At 72.8% G+C, this 18,381-nt stretch carries 14 protein-coding genes; 13 read left to right on the forward strand and 1 reads right to left on the reverse strand.

Annotated features, from left to right (window positions below):
* Positions 1-59: 59 nt before the first annotated feature.
* From xylA to KY498_RS13645, 13 genes are all read left to right on the forward strand, one after another.
* Positions 60-1,247 (forward strand): xylose isomerase, encoded by a 1,188-nt coding sequence (gene xylA / locus KY498_RS13585; protein WP_191009111.1) that lies wholly within the window; start codon positions 60-62, stop codon positions 1,245-1,247.
* A gap of 98 nt (positions 1,248-1,345) precedes the next feature.
* Positions 1,346-2,644 (forward strand): FGGY family carbohydrate kinase, encoded by a 1,299-nt coding sequence (locus tag KY498_RS13590; RefSeq protein WP_191009110.1) that lies wholly within the window; start codon positions 1,346-1,348, stop codon positions 2,642-2,644.
* Between the two features lie 270 nt (positions 2,645-2,914).
* Positions 2,915-5,125, forward strand: a complete 2,211-nt coding sequence (gene glgX / locus KY498_RS13595) for a glycogen debranching protein GlgX (RefSeq protein ID WP_101306927.1) — start codon at positions 2,915-2,917, stop codon at positions 5,123-5,125.
* A gap of 2 nt (positions 5,126-5,127) precedes the next feature.
* Positions 5,128-7,629 (forward strand): malto-oligosyltrehalose synthase, encoded by a 2,502-nt coding sequence (treY, locus tag KY498_RS13600; RefSeq protein WP_191009109.1) that lies wholly within the window; start codon positions 5,128-5,130, stop codon positions 7,627-7,629.
* A gap of 310 nt (positions 7,630-7,939) precedes the next feature.
* Positions 7,940-9,595: a TIGR04028 family ABC transporter substrate-binding protein gene (locus KY498_RS13605; protein WP_060958402.1), complete on the forward strand. Its 1,656-nt coding sequence runs from the start codon at positions 7,940-7,942 to the stop codon at positions 9,593-9,595.
* Between the two features lie 34 nt (positions 9,596-9,629).
* Positions 9,630-10,679, forward strand: coding sequence for an ABC transporter permease (locus KY498_RS13610; RefSeq protein ID WP_191009108.1), 1,050 nt, complete (start codon positions 9,630-9,632; stop codon positions 10,677-10,679).
* Positions 10,676-11,572: an ABC transporter permease gene (locus tag KY498_RS13615; protein WP_061782447.1), complete on the forward strand. Its 897-nt coding sequence runs from the start codon at positions 10,676-10,678 to the stop codon at positions 11,570-11,572. Before KY498_RS13610 ends, KY498_RS13615 begins: the two co-directional genes overlap by 4 nt.
* A complete protein-coding gene (locus KY498_RS13620) occupies positions 11,569-13,251 on the forward strand; it encodes an ABC transporter ATP-binding protein (protein WP_101306924.1) in 1,683 nt (560 codons plus the stop codon). Before KY498_RS13615 ends, KY498_RS13620 begins: the two co-directional genes overlap by 4 nt.
* Positions 13,248-14,324, forward strand: a complete 1,077-nt coding sequence (locus KY498_RS13625; protein ID WP_191009107.1) for a putative FMN-dependent luciferase-like monooxygenase — start codon at positions 13,248-13,250, stop codon at positions 14,322-14,324. The genes KY498_RS13620 and KY498_RS13625 overlap by 4 nt, the downstream gene beginning before the upstream one ends.
* The gene (locus tag KY498_RS13630) at positions 14,321-14,953 is read left to right on the forward strand and encodes a CMD domain protein (protein WP_061782444.1); all 633 of its coding nucleotides are present in this window, start codon (positions 14,321-14,323) and stop codon (positions 14,951-14,953) included. The genes KY498_RS13625 and KY498_RS13630 overlap by 4 nt, the downstream gene beginning before the upstream one ends.
* 1 nt (position 14,954) lies before the next feature.
* Positions 14,955-15,578 carry an alkylhydroperoxidase domain protein gene (locus KY498_RS13635; RefSeq protein WP_061782443.1) on the forward strand — a complete coding sequence of 208 codons (624 nt, stop codon included), beginning with the start codon at positions 14,955-14,957 and terminating at the stop codon, positions 15,576-15,578.
* Between the two features lie 28 nt (positions 15,579-15,606).
* A complete protein-coding gene (locus KY498_RS13640) occupies positions 15,607-16,254 on the forward strand; it encodes a VOC family protein (RefSeq protein ID WP_191009106.1) in 648 nt (215 codons plus the stop codon).
* Positions 16,251-17,468, forward strand: coding sequence for an amidohydrolase (locus KY498_RS13645; protein WP_061782442.1), 1,218 nt, complete (start codon positions 16,251-16,253; stop codon positions 17,466-17,468). Before KY498_RS13640 ends, KY498_RS13645 begins: the two co-directional genes overlap by 4 nt.
* 70 nt (positions 17,469-17,538) lie before the next feature.
* Here KY498_RS13645 and KY498_RS13650 read toward each other — a convergent pair whose 3' ends face one another.
* The gene (locus KY498_RS13650; protein WP_191009105.1) at positions 17,539-18,366 is read right to left on the reverse strand and encodes a DUF4344 domain-containing metallopeptidase; all 828 of its coding nucleotides are present in this window, start codon (positions 18,364-18,366) and stop codon (positions 17,539-17,541) included.
* Positions 18,367-18,381: the final 15 nt, after the last annotated feature.

The raw sequence follows: 18,381 nt of genomic DNA on the forward strand, positions 1-18,381 counted from the left end.
TGGTATAGGTTGTGACTAACAACAAAACTCCCTCACGGGAGTCCTCGCGAAGGAGCGCCATGACCGTCCCGACCCCCGCCGACAAGTTCACCTTCGGTCTCTGGACCATCGGCTACAACGGCACCGACCCGTTCGGCGGGCCGACCCGTCCGCCGCTCGACGTCGTCCACGCGGTCGAGAAGCTCGCCGAGCTCGGCGCGTACGGCCTCACCTTCCACGACGACGACCTGTTCGCGTTCGGCTCCTCCGAGGCGGACCGGCAGCATCAGATCGACCGGCTGAAGGGCGCGCTGGACGCGACCGGCCTCACCGTGCCGATGGTCACGACCAACCTCTTCAGCGCCCCCGTCTTCAAGGACGGCGGGTTCACCTCGAACGACCGCGACGTGCGTCGCTTCGCGATCCGCAAGGTGCTGCGCCAGATCGACCTCGGCGCCGAGCTGGGCGCGCAGACATTCGTGATGTGGGGCGGCCGCGAGGGCGCCGAGTACGACTCCGCGAAGGACATCCGCCAGGCGCTGGAGCGCTACCGCGAGGCCGTCAACTTCCTCGGCGACTACGTGGTCGACAAGGGCTACGACATCCGCTTCGCGATCGAGCCGAAGCCGAACGAGCCGCGCGGCGACATCCTGCTGCCGACCGTGGGTCACGCCCTCGCGTTCATCGACTCGCTCGAGCGTCCCGAGCTCGTGGGCCTCAACCCCGAGGTCGGCCACGAGCAGATGGCCGGGCTGAACTTCGCGGCCGGCATCGCGCAGGCGCTGTACCACGGCAAGCTCTTCCACATCGACCTCAACGGCCAGCGCGGCATCAAGTACGACCAGGACCTCGTGTTCGGTCACGGCGACCTGCACAACGCGTTCGCGCTGGTCGACCTGCTCGAGAACGGCGGCCCGAACGGCGGGCAGTCGTACGAGGGCCCCCGTCACTTCGACTACAAGCCGTCGCGCACCGAGGACGAGACGGGTGTCTGGGACTCGGCAGCCGCCAACATGCGCACCTACCTGCTGCTGAAGGAGCGTGCGGCCGCGTTCCGCGCCGACCCCGAGGTGCAGGAGGCGCTCGCCGCCGCGCGCGTCGCGGAGCTCGCACAGCCGACGTTCGGCGAGGGCGAGAGCTACGACGACTTCGTCGCCGACCGCTCCGCCTACGAGGACTTCGACACCGACGCGTACCTCGGCGGCAAGGGCTTCGGCTTCGTCCGACTGCAGCAGCTCGCGACCGAGCACCTGCTCGGCGCGCGCTGACCCCGGCATCCGCCCGCGTCCGCGCGTGAGACCCTGGTCGTCCGGCCGGGGTCTCACGCGCGGACGCCCCCGACTCACGAAGAGATGAGGATGCCGACATGGCACTCGTGATGGGCGTCGACAGCTCGACGCAGTCCTGCAAGGTCGTCATCGTCGACACCGCGACGGGCGCCGTCGTGCGGACGGGGCGCGCGTCGCATCCCGACGGCACGAGCGTCGATCCCGAAGCGTGGTGGGTCGCGCTGCAGGCGGCGATCGCGGATGCCGGCGGCATCGCCGACGTCGCGGCCTGGGCGATCGGCGGGCAGCAGCACGGCATGGTCGCCCTCGACGCGCAGGGTCGGGTCGTGCGCGACGCCCTGCTGTGGAACGACACCCGCTCGGCGGGGGCGGCGGCGGATCTGATCGCCGAGTTCGGCGCCGACGCCCTGGCCGCGCGCACGGGAGTCGTGCCGGTGGCCTCGTTCACGATCACGAAGCTCCGATGGCTGCGCGACGCCGAACCCGACAACGCCGCGGCCGTCGCCGCCGTGGCGCTCCCGCACGACTGGCTGACGTGGCGGCTGCGCGGCTACGGCCCCGTCGCCGACGGCGCCCCGGCGTTCGACGAGCTGATCACCGATCGCTCCGACGCGTCGGGCACCGGCTACTGGGATCCGGCGACCGACGGCTACGACCGCGCGCTGCTCGTCGCCGCCCTCGGCCACGACGCCGCGCTGCCGCGGGTGCTCGGCCCGCTCGAGTCGGTCGCGGATGCCGACGGGCGCCGCGTCGGCGCGGGCGCGGGCGACAACGCGGCGGCGGCCTTCGGGGTCGGAGCCGGTGTCGGCGATGTCGTGGTGTCGATCGGGACCAGCGGCACGGTGTTCGCGGTCAGCGCGGAGCGGACGATCGACCCGACCGGCACCGTCGCGGGCTTCGCCGATGCCGACGGCCACTTCCTCCCGCTGGTGGCGACGCTCAACGCCGCGCGTGTGCTGGACGTGACCGCCCGGCTGCTCGCCGTCGACCACGACGGGCTCAGCGCCCTCGCGCTGGCCGCGGCATCCGGGGCCGGCGGGCTGCGGCTGCTGCCCTACTTCGAAGGCGAGCGCACACCGAACCTGCCCGACGCGACCGCGGAGCTGACCGGGATGACGCTCGCCTCCACGACGCGCGAGAACCTCGCCCGCGCCGCCGTCGAGGGCATGCTGCGCGGGCTCGCCGCCGGCCTCGACGCGATCCGCGGGCTCGGCGTGCCGATCGAGCGCGCGCTGCTCGTCGGCGGCGGGGCGCAGTCGGCGGCCGTGCGCCGCATCGCGCCCGACGTGCTGGGCGTGCCGGTCGAGGTGCCCGCACCGGGGGAGTACGTCGCGCTCGGCGCCGCCCGCCAAGCCGCCCGCCTCCTCCCCGCCTGACGGCATCCCCCTCGCCCGAGCCGGCATCCGGCAGCCGTCGAGAAACCATCCCCGACGCGAGACATCCCGTCCGCACGTCTTTCTCGCGTCGGGGCTGGTTTCTCGCGGGGATGCCGCGGGTGCATAGCAACTCCGCGCGCCCCCGTCCAGACCCACCGCCCGACACCCCGGTGCGAGGATCCGCCCCCTAGGCTGATCTCGTCACGGGGCGGTCTCGTCACGGTGTGGCAGCGATGTCACCGAGCGATGTCATCGAACAGGGAGTCGCACATGCAGTCATGGCCAGGATCCGCGTACCCGCTCGGGGCGACCTTCGACGGCAGCGGAACCAACTTCGCTCTCTTCAGCGAGGGCGCGGAGCGGGTCGAGCTCTGCCTGTTCGGTGACCGGGGCAAGGAGACGCGCATCGAGATGCGCGACGTCGACGCGTTCGTCTGGCACGTCTACCTGCCGACCGTGCAGCCGGGCCAGCGCTACGGCTACCGCGTCCACGGGCCGAACGACCCGGCGAACGGCCAGCGCTTCAACCCGAACAAGCTGCTGCTCGACCCCTACGCGAAGGCCGTCGAGGGTCAGGTGCAGTGGGGCCAGGAGGTGTTCGGCTACGACTTCGGTGACCCCGACTCCCGCAACGACGAGGATTCGGCGCACGCGATGATGAAGGGTGTCGTCGTCAACCCGTTCTTCGACTGGGCCGGCGACCGGCAGCCGAAGACGCCGTATGCCGAGACCGTCATCTACGAGGCCCACGTGAAGGGCCTCACCGAGCTGCACCCGGAGATCCCCGAGGAGATCCGCGGCACCTACAGCGCGATCGCGCACCCGGCGATCATCGAGCACCTCAAGCACATCGGCGTCACGGCCATCGAGCTCATGCCGGTGCACCAGTTCGTCAACGACTCCACGCTGCAGGAGAAGGGTCTCAGCAACTACTGGGGCTACAACACGATCGCCTTCCTCGCCCCGCAGAACACCTACGCCTCGACCGGCCAGCGCGGCCAGCAGGTGCAGGAGTTCAAGAGCATGGTGAAGGCCCTGCACGCCGCCGGCATCGAGGTCATCCTCGACGTGGTCTACAACCACACCGCGGAGGGCAACCACCTGGGCCCGACCCTCTCCATGCGCGGCATCGACAACGAGGCCTACTACCGCCTCGAGGCCGACGACAAGCGGTACTACACCGACTACACCGGCACCGGCAACAGCATGAACGTGGGCAACCCGCACACGCTGCAGCTGATCATGGACTCGCTGCGCTACTGGGTGCTCGAGATGCACGTCGACGGCTTCCGGTTCGACCTCGCCGCGACCCTCGCCCGCGAGTTCTACGAGGTCGACCGGCTCGCGGCCTTCTTCGAGATCGTGCAGCAGGATCCGGTGATCTCGCAGGTCAAGCTCATCGCCGAGCCGTGGGACATCGGCCCCGGCGGCTACCAGGTGGGCAACTTCCCGCCGCAGTGGACGGAGTGGAACGGCAAGTACCGCGACACCGTCCGCGACCTGTGGCGCGGCGAGCCGGCCACCCTCGGCGAGTTCGCGTCGCGCCTGACCGGCTCGGCGGACCTCTACGAGAACTCGGGGCGGCGACCCGTGGCATCCATCAACTTCGTCACCGCCCACGACGGCTTCACGCTCCGCGACCTCGTGTCGTACAACGAGAAGCACAACGAGGCCAACGGCGAGGACAACAACGACGGCGAATCGCACAACCGGTCCTGGAACTGCGGCGTCGAGGGCCCCACCGACGACCAGGGCGTTCTCACGCTGCGCGCCCGCCAGCAGCGCAACTTCCTCGCGACCCTGCTGCTGAGCCAGGGCGTGCCGATGATCTCGCACGGCGACGAGCTCGGACGCACGCAGGGCGGCAACAACAACGGCTACGCGCAGGACAACGAGATCACGTGGATCGACTGGAGCCACGTCGATCAGCCGCTGGTCGAGTTCACAGCGGCGCTCGCGCGCCTGCGCCGCGAGCACCCGACCTTCCGGCGCAGCCGCTTCTTCGACGGGCGCCCCGTCCGCCGCGAAGAGGGGGCTCCGCTGCCGGACATCGCGTGGCTGCGTCCCGACGGCACCGAGATGCAGCCGGAGGACTGGGAGTCGGGCTTCGGGCGCGCCGTCGGCGTGTTCCTCAACGGCGCCGGCATCCGTGAGCGCGACCGTCGCGGTGAGCAGATCGAGGACCGCCACTTCTTCATCCTGTTCAACGCGGGTGACGAAGGGCTCGAGTTCACGATCCCGCGCGCCGAGTTCAGCCCGAAGTGGGAGATCGTGGTCGACACGACCGGCCAGCTCACCGACACGTACCCGCGCAACGGCGGAGAGGCCATCGAGCTGGCGGGGCGCTCGCTGATCGTCCTGCGCGACTATCAGGAGGAGAAGCCCGACGTCGACCATTCGGTCGCCGCGTCGCTCGCGGCCCTCACGGTGCCGATCGACATCGTCCGCTCTCCCGCGCCGCAGGCCGAGCTGCCGCACTGATCATGTCGGATGCCACGGCGCCCCGCCCCGCCTCGACCTACCGCCTCCAGGTGCGGGCGTCGTTCGACCTGGATGCCGCGGCCACCGTCACCGACTACCTGCGCGATCTCGGCGTCGACTGGGCCTACCTGTCGCCGATCCTGCAGGCGGCGGCCGGCTCCGACCACGGCTACGACGTCGTCGACCCCACGCGCGTGGACGCCGACCGCGGCGGTCCGGGCGGGCTGTCGCGTTTCGTCGCGGCGGCACGGGACGCCGGTCTCGGCATCCTCGTGGACATCGTGCCGAACCATCAGGGCGTCGCCGACCCGACCGAGAACCCGTGGTGGTGGGACGTGCTCACCCACGGGCGCCGCTCGGCGCACGCGGCCGCGTTCGACATCGACTGGGAGCACGGCGCCGAGCGCGTCGTGCTGCCGGTGCTCGGCGGGACGCTCGACGAGGTGCTCGGTCGCGGCGAGATCGAGGTGGCACCGCCGGCGGGCGACGACGACGGTTTCGGCACGGCGCGCTACTACGAGCTCGTGCTGCCGCTGGCCCCCGGCACCGCGCCGCTGCACGCGACGACCGACCGCCTCGCGGTGCGCGACGTGCTGGAGCGGCAGCACTGGCGGGTGACGTCGTGGCGGCGGGATGCCGAGGAGCTGAACTACCGGCGCTTCTTCACCGTCACCTCGCTCGCGGGCGTACGGGTGGAGCTTCCCGAGGTCTTCGCCGCGTCGCACCGGGAGATCCTGCGGTGGGTGCGCGAGGGGCTCGTCGACGGGCTGCGCATCGACCACCCCGACGGCCTCGCCGATCCGGGCGGCTACCTCGACGCGCTCGCCGCGGCGGTCGCGGACGCGCGGGAGGCGCGCTCCGATGCGCTGCGCGCGCTCGACGACCGGCACGTGGGCGCTTCCCGCTCGGCGGGGGAGGAGGATGCTTCCCGGTCGTTGAGCGAGGCGCGCAGCGCCGCGTCGAAGCGCATCCCCGTCTACGTCGAGAAGATCCTCGAGCCGGGGGAGGAGCTGCCCGGCTGGTGGGCCACCGACGGCACCACCGGCTACGACGCCCTCGGCGAGATCGACCGGGTGCTCGTCGACCCCGCCGGTGCGCCGGCGCTGACCGCGCTCGACGAGCGCTTGCGCGGCGGGCCGGGGGACTGGCACGACATGATCGGCGGCACCAAACGCGAGATCGCCGACACGTCGCAGGCCGCCGAGGTCGGTCGCCTCATCCGCTGCCTGCCGGACGCCGTGCGCGCCGACCTCGGCGACGCCCGTGCGCGTGACGCGTTCGCGGAGCTGCTCGCCGCCTTCCCCGTCTACCGCGCGTACCTCCCGGCCGGCCGCGAGCTGCTGGCGGATGCCGTGGCCACGGCATCCGAGCGCCGACCCGACCTCGCCGATGCCCTCGTCGCGCTGGCGGAGCTCGTCGCCGATGCGGACGCCGAGCTGTCGCGGCGCTTCATGCAGACCACCGGCCCGGTGACCGCCAAGGGCGTGGAGGACCGCGCGTTCTACCGGTACGCGCGGCTGACGTCGCTCACCGAGGTCGGCGGCGATCCGTCGCGGTTCGCGCTCGACGTCGCCGGACTCCACGCCGCGTTCGCGCGTCGCCAGGCCTCGTGGCCGCACACCTTGACCGCCCTGACGACGCACGACACGAAGCGCTCCGAGGACGTGCGGGCGCGCCTCTCGGTGCTCGCGGAGATCCCCGGTCGCTGGGCCGAGGCGCTGGACGCGCTCCGTGCGGCGGCGTCCACCGGCGACGGCCCCCTCGATGCGCTCCTGTGGCAGGCGGTGGTCGGCGCGTGGTCAGATGACCCCGCCCTGCCCGAGCGCCTGCACGGCTACGCCGAGAAGGCGGCCCGCGAGGGCGGCGTGGGTACGAGCTGGACAGACCCCGACGAGGCCTTCGAGGCGCGGGTCCACGGGCTCGTGGATGCCGCGTTCGCGTCCGCGCGGCCGACGGTCGAGGCGCTCGTCGCCGAGGTGGTGGAGGCGGGCCGATCGAACTCCCTGTCGGCGAAGCTGCTGCAGCTGGCCGGACCCGGCGTGCCCGACGTCTACCAGGGCACGGAGCTGTGGGACCTCTCGCTCGTCGACCCCGACAACCGCCGCCCCGTCGACTTCGCCGGCCGCCGCGCGCTGCTCGCACGGCTCGACGACGGGTGGATGCCGCCGCTCGACGGCACCGGCGGCGCCAAGCTCCTCGTCGTGTCGCGGACCCTTCGGCTGCGCCGCGACCGGCCCGACCTGTTCACGCGGTACACGCCGCTGCCCGTCGTCGGCGCGGCATCCGCGCACGCCGTCGCGTTCGACCGGGGCGGTGCGATCGCGGTGGCGACGCGTCTGTCCGTCGGGCTCGCGGCGCGCGGCGGCTGGGGCGACACCGCGGTGCTGCTGCCCGCGCGGCGCTGGCGCGATGCGTTCACGGGCCGCGAGCTCGCCGGCGGGGCCGCGCCCCTGGCCGTCGTGCTCGCCGACCTGCCGGTCGCGCTGCTGGTCGCGGCCGACTGACCGCTCGGCGCGGACGGGGCCGGGGCGTTTCGACTCGCGGCTGCGCCGCTCGCTCAACGACCGGGGGCTGAGGCGGGCGCCGGTCGTCGAGCGAGCGCGGAGGGTTGCTCCCGCCGGTCGTTGAGCGAGCGCGGAGGGTCGCTTCCGCCGGTCGTCGAGCGAGCGCAGCGAGTCGAAACGCAGCGCGTATGACGTTTCGTGACGAACGCTTACGCCCCGTGACCGGCGACTGGCTCCGCCCTCGGGTCGCATGGTGGGCTGGATCATCCCGAACACCGCAGCGCCATCCGGCGCATCCCAGGAGACCACCATGTCCCGATTCACCCGCACGGCCCTCGCGGCGGCATCCACCGTCGCCGTGGTCGCCCTCCTCGCCGGCTGCGCCTCCGGCGCCTCCGCTCCGTCCGCCTCGGACGGCAGCGGCGAGCCGAAGACCGGCGGCACCCTGACCTACCTCGAGCCGCAGACCTGGACGACGCTGTATCCGCCGTCCGCGGGCTTCTACCCCAACGGCGGCATCGTCAACAACATCACCGACCGTCTGCTCTACCAGAACCCCGAGACGCTCGAGCTCGAGCCGTGGATCGCGACCGACTACAAGGTCAACGACGACGCGACCGAGTACACGTTCGATCTGCGCACCGACGTCACTTACTCCGACGGCACGCCGCTGACCGCGGCCAACGTCGTCAAGAACATCGACCTCTACGGCAAGGGCGACAAGGGTCGCGCCCTGACCGTGTCCGAGGCGATCAACAACTACGACCACGGTGAGGTCACCGGCGAGCACACGGTCGTCTTCCACTTCACGGCGCCGTCGCCCGGATTCGCGCAGGCCGTCTCGACCATCAACTCGGGGCTGCTCTCCGACGCGACACTCGACCGCACGAGCGAGCAGTTCGGCCCCGGCAACGCCACGAAGATCATCGGCAGCGGCCCGTTCGTCATCTCCGACGAGCAGATCGGCACGCAGACCAGCGTGACCGCGCGCAAGGACTACAACTGGGCGCCGCCGTCGCTGAAGCACCAGGGCGCGGCCTACCTCGACGGCATCGACTACGTCGTCGCCGCCGAGAACAGCGTCCGCGTCGGCACGGTCGTCGCCGGCCAGGCCGACATCGCCCGCAACATCCCCGCACCCGACGAGGCCCAGTTCGCGGCCGGCGGCCTGTCGCTGCACGCCGCCGCGACCAACGGCGTCAACAACGGCCTGAGCTTCCGCTTCCGCGAGCCGCGTCTGGCCGACGTGCGGGTGCGCCAGGCGATCATCGCCGGCATCGACCGTCAGAAGATCGTCGACACCCTGTTCACGAAGAACTACCCCCTCGCCACCGGTGCTCTCGCCACGACCGCCCTCGGCTACGTCGACACCTCGTCGTACTACACGTACGACCCGGAGAAGGCGGCCACCCTGCTCGACGAGGCCGGCTGGACGCTCGGCTCCGACGGCATCCGCGCGAAGGACGGCGAGAAGCTGACGCTCTCCTTCAACGAGGCGCTGCCGCAGCCGCGCTCCAAGGAGGTCGTGACCCTCATCCAGGAGCAGCTGGGCAAGCTCGGCATCCAGGTGTCGCTGTTCGCGGGCGACATGGCCGCGCAGACCAAGGCGTCGACCGATCAGAGCACGATCCAGGTGTACCACTCGATGGTCGGCCGCGCGGACTTCGATGTGCTGAAGTCGCAGTACTTCTCCAAGAACCGCAACACGCTGCTCAACCTCAACCCGGCCGACGGCACCGTCGGTGACCCGGAGCTCGACACGCTGCTGCAGGCGATCGCGTCCGAGCCCACGACGGCCGAGCGTCAGGCGGCGTCCGAGGCGGCGCAGAAGTACCTCGCCGAGAACGCGTACATCCTGCCGATCTTCGAGGAGCCGCAGGTGTTCGGCCTGACCGCCAAGGTGCAGGGCTTCGAGACGGAGTCGGTCGGTCGCCCGACGTTCTACTCGACCTGGCTCGCAGGCTGAGAACCCGGTTCCCGGACCGGTTCACGGAGAATCCATGTCGTACGTCCTTCGTCGTGTGGGCCAGGCGGTGCTCGTCCTCGCTCTGGCCTACACGGCGGCCTATCTGCTGCTGGCGGCCCTCCCGGGCGATGCCGTCATCGCCCGGTACGGGAGCCCCGAGCTGGGGCTCACCCCCGAGCAGATCGAGGCGATCCGCCAGTCGCTGGGTGCCGATCAGCCGCTCATCGTCCAGTACTTCCGCTCGATCGCGGGCTTCCTGACGGGAGACTTCGGCTACTCGGTGGCCAGCGGCGCGGCCGTCTCCGACCTGGTCGCCACCGCGTTGCCGCCGACGCTCACGCTGGCCGTGCTCGGCCTCGCGCTCGCGGTCTTCCTGGCGGTGACGATCGCGTTCACCGCGACGTACGGCGCCGGGCGGGCGCTGCGGCGCGTCTTCCGCGGCATCCCCCCGCTGTTCGTCTCGCTGCCGGTCTTCTGGATCGGCATCATCCTGATCCAGGTCTTCTCGTTCCGCCTGGGGCTCGTCCCGGTGATCGGGGCCGACCCGGTGCAGGCGCTCATCCTGCCCGTGATCACGCTCGCGATCCCGATCTCCGCTCCGCTGGCGCAGGTGCTCATGCGCTCGATCGACGAGGTGCGCGAGCAGCCGTTCGTCGCGGTCGTCCGCGCCCGCGGCGCGAGCACGCCGTGGTTGCTGTGGCGCAACGTCGCCCGCAACGCCCTCCTGCCGACGCTCACGATGGCGGGCCTGCTGTTCGGCGAGCTCGTCGGCGGCGCCGTCGTCACCGAGACGGTGTTCGCGCGGGCCGGCATCGGCCAGCTCACCGCCCAGGCCGTCGCGAACCGCGACACCCCGGTGCTGCTGGCCGTGGTCGTGATCTCCACCGTCGCCTTCGTCGTCATCAACCTGATCGTCGATCTGCTCTACCCCGTGCTCGACGCGCGGCTGCGCACCGCCGGCCGCACCCGCGGCGGCGCGAGCGCGGCCGATGAGACGGATGCCGCGGAGCGCGCCGTCGACGAGCGCCTGGATGCCGAGGTCGGCGACCCCGTCGGCGCCGCAACCCGAGGAGAGACCCGATGACTGCGCTCGCCACCACCGCCGGCCTCGCCGGCGACACGGCACCCGGCGGCTCCGGCCCCGGCGCTCCCGCCGCCGATCGTCGGCTCCGCTGGCGGAGCCTCCTCTCGCGCGCCGGCTTCGTCGTCCCGGCCCTCGTGATCGTCGTCGCCCTGCTGTGGGCGCTGTTCCCGAGCCTGTTCACGAGCCAGAACCCGACGGAGACCGTCGCGCCCGCGCTGCAGGCGCCGAGCGCCGAGCACTGGTTCGGCACCGACGCCACGGGCCGCGACCTCTACGCCCGCGTCGTCTACGGCGCGTCGCAGTCGATCATCGGCGCGCTCGTCGCCGTGCTCGTCGGACTCATCGTGGGAACGGCCATCGGACTGGCGGCCGGCGCCCTCGGCGGGCCCGTCGACGAGGTGCTCATGCGCGTGGTCGACGTGCTCCTCGCGATCCCGGCCCTGCTGCTGTCGTTGAGCGTGGTCATCCTGCTCGGCTTCGGCACCACCAGCGCCGCGGTGGCGGTCGGTGTGACGTCGATCGCCGTGTTCGCGCGTCTCGCGCGCTCCCGCGTGGTCAGCGTGCGCGTCACCGATTTCGTCGAGGCCGCCTACGGCTCCGGCGGCACCTTCTTCGGCGTGCTCTGGCGGCACATCCTCCCCAACTCGCTGACCCCGGTGATCGCCCTGGCCGCTCTGCAGTTCGGCTCGGCGATCCTGCAGATCTCCACCCTCGGCTTCCTCGGCTACGGCGCTCCGCCACCCACGCCCGAGTGGGGTCTGCTCATCGCCGAGGGGCGCAACTACGTCGCGACGGCCTGGTGGCTGACCGTGCTTCCCGGTCTCATCGTCGTGTTCGTCGTGCTGGCCACGAACCGCCTCAGCCAGGCCCTCAGAGGAGGGGATGCCGCGTGAGCGCGCAGCCGCTGCTGTCCATCCGCGACCTGGCCGTGCAGTACCGCACCCGCCGGGGCCCCGTCGACGCCGTGCGCGGTGTCTCGTTCGATGTCGAGGCGGGGTCGGTCACGGCGCTCGTCGGCGAGTCGGGCTCGGGCAAGACCACCGTGGCGCAGGCGGTCATCGGCCTCCTGGCCGGGAACGGCCGCGTGGCCGGCGGCAGCATCCGCCTGTCCGAGCGCACGGACGGACCCACCGAGCTCGTGGGACTGTCGGAGCGGCGGTGGCGGCACCTGCGCGGACGCTGCATCGCGCTCATCCCGCAGGACCCGGGCAACTCGCTGAACCCGGTCGCGACGATCGGCTGGAGCGTCGCGGAGGCGCTGCGCATCCACGGCTGGAAGGACCGCGCCAAGATCCAGACGCGCGTCATCGACCTGCTCGAGCGCGTCGGCATCGACGACCCCGAGACCCGCGCGCGCCAGTACCCGCACGAGCTGTCGGGCGGGATGCGCCAGCGCGTCCTCATCGCGGCGGCTCTCGCGCTGCAGCCCGAGCTGATCATCGCCGACGAGCCCACCAGTGCGCTCGACGTGACGGTGCAGCGGACGGTCCTCGACCTGCTCGACGAGCTCCGGGCCGAGACGGGCACCGGCATCCTCTTCATCACGCACGACCTCGCCGTCGCGGCCGATCGTTCGGACGCGCTCGTGGTGATGCGCGCCGGTCAGGTGCAGGAGGCCGGAGCGACGGCCGCGGTCCTCGCGGCGCCCGCATCCGCGTACACCCGCACCCTCCTCGCCGACGCGCCGTCGCTCGCGCGCGTCGTCGACCGGGTCGCCCCGGATGCCGCGGCCGGCGCGGACACGCTCGTGGAGGTCTCCGCGCTCACGCAGGAGTTCCGCCGCGCGGGACGCTCGCCGCTGCGCGCGGTCGACGACGTGTCGTTCACCGTCGCCCGCGGCACGACCCACGCGCTCGTCGGGGAGTCGGGCTCGGGCAAGACCACCACGGGGCGCTCGATCGCGGGCTTCAACAGCCCGACGCGCGGGACCATCCGCGTCGGCGGCACGGAGGTCACGGCGCTGTCGGGCGGGCGCGCGCGGCGCGCGTTCCACCGCACCACCCAGCTCGTGTACCAGAACCCGTACGCGTCGCTCGATCCGCGCCAGAGCATCGCCGACATCCTCGCCGAGCCCCTGCGCAACTTCGGCATCGGCTCGCGCGCCGACCGCGCCGACCGCGTGGCGCACCACCTCGAGCTCGTCGCGCTCGCGCCCGAGATCGGGGCGCGGCATCCGCGGGAGCTCTCCGGAGGGCAGCGCCAGCGCGTCGCGATCGCCCGGGCGCTGATCGTCGAACCCGAGCTGGTCGTGCTCGACGAGGCGGTCTCGGCGCTCGACGTGACGGTGCAGGCGCAGATCCTGCGGCTGCTCGCGCGGCTGCAGAGCGAGCTCGGCCTCACCTACGTGTTCATCTCGCACGACCTCGCCGTCGTCCGCCAGATCGCCGACACCGTCTCGGTGCTGCGCCGCGGCCGCCAGGTCGAGCACGGCGCCGCCGCGACCGTCTTCGACCGTCCGCAGCACGAGTACACCCGCGAGCTGCTCGCCGCGATCCCGGGCGCATCACTGCGCGAGGAGACGGCGACGCCCCCCGACCCGACCGCCCCCCGCAAGGAAGAGGTACCCGCATGAGCGGCCCCCGTCTCGGCTTCTTCAGCCGCGTGCTCGAAGAGGCGTCCGCCGCCGACCGCTACCGGTTCGCGATCGAGCAGATCGCCCAGGCCGAGCGCAGCGGCTTCGCGTCGGCCTGGGTCGCGCAGCACCACTTCGGCGAGCACGAGGGCGGGCTGCCCTCGCCGTTCGTGCTGCTGGCCGCCGCCGCGGAGCGCACGAGCCGCATCGCGCTGGCGACCGGCGTCGTCACGCTGCCCCTCGACGACCCGCTGCGGGTCGCGGAGGACGCCACCGTGCTCGATCAGCTGAGCGGCGGGCGCGTGCAGCTGGGTCTGGCCACCGGCGGCACGCCGTCGTCGTTCGCGGCGTTCGGGCGGGAGTCCGACCGGCGGCGGGAGATCTTCGCCGACCACCTCGACGTGCTCCTCGACGCACTCGAGGGCCGCGGCGTCCGCGGCACCGACTCGCACATCTACCCCGCCGCGGGCGACCTGTCGGCGCGCATCTGGCAGGCGACCTTCTCGGTCGACGGCGGCCGCCGCGCGGGCGAGCGGGGCGACGGCCTGCTGCTGTCGCGCACGCAGCCGCGCACGCCGGAGGCTCCCGACGCGCCGCTGCACGAGCTGCAGCTGCCGATCATCGAGGCGTACCGCGCCGCCCTGCCCGAGGGTGCGCCCGTGCGCATCCTCGCGTCGCGGACCGCGCTCGTCGTCGATCCCGAGGACCGCACGCGCGCCCTCGAACTGGCCGGCGACGGCCTGCGCCACCTCGCCCGCACGATGTTCGGCATCGACACCGACGGGGTCTCGCTCGACGAGCTCATCCGGATCACCGACACCCATGTGGGCACGGTCGACGAGGTCGTGGCGTCGCTGTCGGCCGACCAGACGCTGCCGGCGGCCAGCGACGTGTCGTTCCAGGTGCACTCGATCGCGGCGACCCACGAGCTCACGCTCCGCTCGCTGCAGCTGCTCGCCGACGAGGTCGCTCCGCGCCTCGGCTTCACCGTCGGCCCCGACGCCGCCGCCGACCTCCATCGCGCGCACCGGCCGCTCGCCCTCGCCGGCACCCCCACGGAAGGAATCGCATGAGCACGCCCACCGCCGACATCATCGACCTGCTGGCCGGCATCGCGCCGGGCGACGCACTCGCCGCCGTGCGCGATCAGCGCGCGCAGGCGCGGGAGAACGCGCAGCGCAGCTTCGAGGCGCTCCTCGAGCCCGCCGACCCGGGCACCTTCCCGCTCGCCGAGCGGTACGCGGTGGCCTCCTTCGTCTCGCAGCTGCACGGGTTCGCCGAGGCGACGGCGTTCTACGGCGACCTCCTCGGCGACGAGGCCCCCGCGCTGACCTCCGTCGTCGCGGCGGCCGCGGCCTCCGCCGCCGCGACCGGGCCGTTCGGCGCCTACCGCGAGCCGCGTCTGCAGGGGGAGTCCACCGACGGCGCGCGCTGGACACCCGACGCGGCGACCGCGGAGGCGCTCCAGACGCGACTGGCGGCCGCCTTCACGCACACGCACCTGCTCGTCTTCCGTCCGCGCGAGGCCCGCGCCGAGGCGATCCAGGCCCTTGTGGATGCCGGATGGAGCCCCGACGACATCGTGTCGCTGTCGCAGCTCGTCGCGTTCCTCACGTTCCAGTTGCGGGTCGCGTGGGGGCTGCGCACGCTCGCCGCGGCCTCCGTCGCCGTTCCCGCCGCCGCCGTGTCCGAAGGAGCCTGACATGACCGACACCGTCACCACGTACCCCGACCTCGCCCGCCCCGACGCCTTCACGCAGCAGGGGCTCGGCTGGGTGCCGTGGCTGCTGCCGGTGGCCGAGGACGAGCTGACCGACGCGCAGCGCGACGCGCTCATCGAGCCCGCGCGCGCGAAGATGCCGTACTTCCGGCTGCTCGCACGCGACCCCGAGGCGCTCCGCGCCCGCACGCTCACCGACCTCGACATCTTCTACAACGTCTCCGGCGGCATCGGGCGCGCCGAGCGGGAGCTGGCCGCCGCGGCCACCTCGCGTCACAACGGCTGCGTCTTCTGCGCCTCCGTGCACGCCGCCTCCGCCACCCGCGAGTCCGGTCGCGAGGCCGACGTGCAGCGCCTGCTCGACGAGGGCGTGGAGGCCGACCTCGGCGACGAGACGTGGAACGCGGTGGTCGCTGCATCCGTGGCGCTCGCCGACACCCCGCTCGCGTTCGGCGAGGCCGACATCGCGCGCCTGCGGGATGCGGGCCTCGACGACGCCGAGATCGTCGACGTCATCGGCGGCGCCGCGTTCTTCAACTGGGCGAACCGCCTCATGCTGTCGCTCGGCGAGCCCGAAGTGCCCGCGCGACGCGCCGCGACCCGATAGACGTTCCACCCCGATAGCGAGGACATCCATGAGCATCCCCACCCTTCTCGACCACGTCGTCATCGCCGGCCCCGACCTGGCCGCCCTGGTCGACTGGTTCGCCGAGCGCACCGGTGTCGTCGCCGCGCCCGGCGGCGCGCACCCGACCGGCACCGCCAACGCGCTCGTCGCGCTCACCGTCGACGGCAGCCGCGGCCCGCAGTACATCGAGCTGATCGGCCCGAACCCGGCGCGACCCGAGCCGGAACTGCCGGAGACCTTCGGCATCGCCACCCTCGCCGCGCCCCGCGTGCAGGCCTACGCGGTGCACCCGTCCGACATCGAGGCGACGGTCGCCACCGCCCGCGCCGGTGGCTACGACCCGGGTGACGTCAGCGACCTCTCGCGGCGCACGCCCGACGGAACGCTGCTGGAGTGGCGGCTCACCCGCGGGGAGAACCGTCGCATCGACGTGCCGTTCCTCATCGACTGGGGCACGACCCCGCAGCCGGGCCTCAGCGACATCCCCACCATCGAGCTGGTCTCGCTCGTGCGCACCGAGCCCGACCCGGCGCCGCTGCAGGCGATCCTGGGCGCGTACGGCCTGGGCGACGGCGTCGCGGAGGTCGTGGCGGGCGAGGAGTCGGGATTCCGGCTCACGCTGCGCCGCACCGACGGCGAGCTCGTCGAGCTGTGAGCGCCGACGCGGAGATCGCGGACGCCGTCGAGCGGCTCCGCCCCGAGCTGGAGCGGCTCGCGCGCGAGCTCTACGACGAGCCCGAGATCGGCTTCGAGGAGCACGCGTCGGTCGCCCGCATCGCGTCGCTGCTGGCGGCACACGGTGTGGATGTCGAGGTCGGCGCCTTCGGCCTCGACACCGCCCTGCGCGCGAGTACGGCCGCGGCGGGCGCGGCATCCGGCCCGCACTTCGCGATCATCGCCGAGTACGACGCCCTGCCGGGCATCGGCCACGCCTGCGGGCACAACGTGATCGCGGCCGTCGCCGTGGGCGCGTACCTCGCGGCGGCGCCGGTGGTCGCCGGCCTCGGCGGGCGGTTGTCGCTCATCGGCACCCCCGCCGAGGAGAACGGCGGCGGCAAGGAGCTCATCATCCGCGCCGGCGGCTTCGACGACGTCGATGCCGCGGGCATGGTGCACCCCTCGAGCGGATCGGGCACCAGCTCGGTGCTCGGCCAGCGCACCACCGGGGTGCGGCGGGTCGCCGTGACCTATCACGGCCGCGCCGCGCACGCCGCGGGGGCGCCGTGGCTCGGCCGCAACGCGCTCGACGGCGTCGTGACGGCGTACCAGAGCATCGCGCAACTGCGCCAGCACATCCTGCCGACCGACCGCCTCCACGGCATCATCACCGACGGCGGCGCCGCGCCCAACATCGTGCCCGAACGCGCCTCGGCGCTGTTCTACGTGCGGTCGGCCGACGTCGCCGCGCTCCGCGAGCTGACCGACCGCGTCGTCGCGGTGCTGGAGGGTGCTGCGCTCGCCACGGGAACGCGCGCCGAGATCGACGTCGACCCGGTCCCGCCGTACCTGCCGCTGCAGACGAACACCGCCCTGACCTCGCGTTGGGTGGATGCGTTCGCCGCACGCGGGCACGAGGTCCCGCCGCCGGCCGAGCCGCCGCAGGGCGGACCGTCGACCGACATGGGAAACGTCAGCCGGCTCGTGCCGTCGATCCACCCGTCGCTCGGCCTCGGCGGACCCGACGACGTCTTCCCGCACAACGCGGCCTTCGCCGATCTCACGGTGCTGCCGGCCGCGACCGACGCGCTCGTGGATGCCGCGGCCGCCCTCGCCGCGACGGCCGTCGCCTACGCGGCCGACCCCGAGCTGCGCGCCGCGGCGGCGGCGGAGTTCGCGGCATCCGGCGGCCCCTCCCGCTGGGCGGACTGAGCGCGCTGCGCGGACGCGGACAGGCGAAGCGACGACACCGGATCCCGCGGTGCGGGGCCCGGTGTCGGAGTCAGGAGGTCGCGGAGGTGGTCCGGAACGGCGCGAGCAGGGCGTTCCAGCCCGCGGTCAGCTGGGCGTACTCCTCCGGACACCCGGCGGCGCGGTCGCCGTCGAGGACGCCGTCGGTGACGAGGTAGTCGTAGCGGTCCGGGGCGGCCCCGTAGACGTAGCAGAGGAAGTTCGCCGACCTCTGCGCGTCGAGTCCGTGCGTGTCGGAGAACGGGAGCTCGTCGATGGTGGTGACCGCCTGCGCCCGCAGGTAGTAGAGCTTCGCCACCGTGATCAGCGAGTCGGTGTCGGCCTCGGTGCCGGTGAGCGCGTAGACGGAGAACTGGTCGGCCACGTCCTCCTCCCGGCCCGTGAATGCGAGGTCCAGCTCGGCCAGCAGGGCGTGGCCGCCCTCGTGGAAGAGGACCTCGCGAGCGCTCTCGAGCAGCTGCGTGTCGATGTCCGCGTCGGCGGTGCCGTCGGCGCGCAGTGAGACGCGCTCGCTCGCGGGCAGTTCGTAGCACACGGTGATCGTCGAGTCCTGCGCCGTGTAGAACGCGTTGGCGTCCTGGCACTCCTTCGCGACGAGGGCGATGTCCTTCGGCAGACGCACCGTCTCCTCCATCCACGCGGCGAAGGCTTCGAGGAGCCCGGCGTCCTGCAAGAGGCGTCGTTCGGTCTCGTTCTCCGGTGTCGTCGTCGCCGCGTAGTCGACGACGACGTGGCCGGCGGACGCTGCCCCGCTCGCCACGGCGCCGGGGTCCGGCGCCGTGCATCCGGCCAGCAGGGCCGTCGCGGCGGCGAGGACACTCACGATGCGGGCGCGGCGGGAGAGGAGACGAGGGTGCACGGGGAGCATCCTCGC

Origin of the sequence: Microbacterium sp. PAMC21962 (genome assembly GCF_019443465.1) — a bacterium.
GTDB classification, from domain to species: Bacteria; Actinomycetota; Actinomycetes; order Actinomycetales; family Microbacteriaceae; genus Microbacterium; species Microbacterium hominis.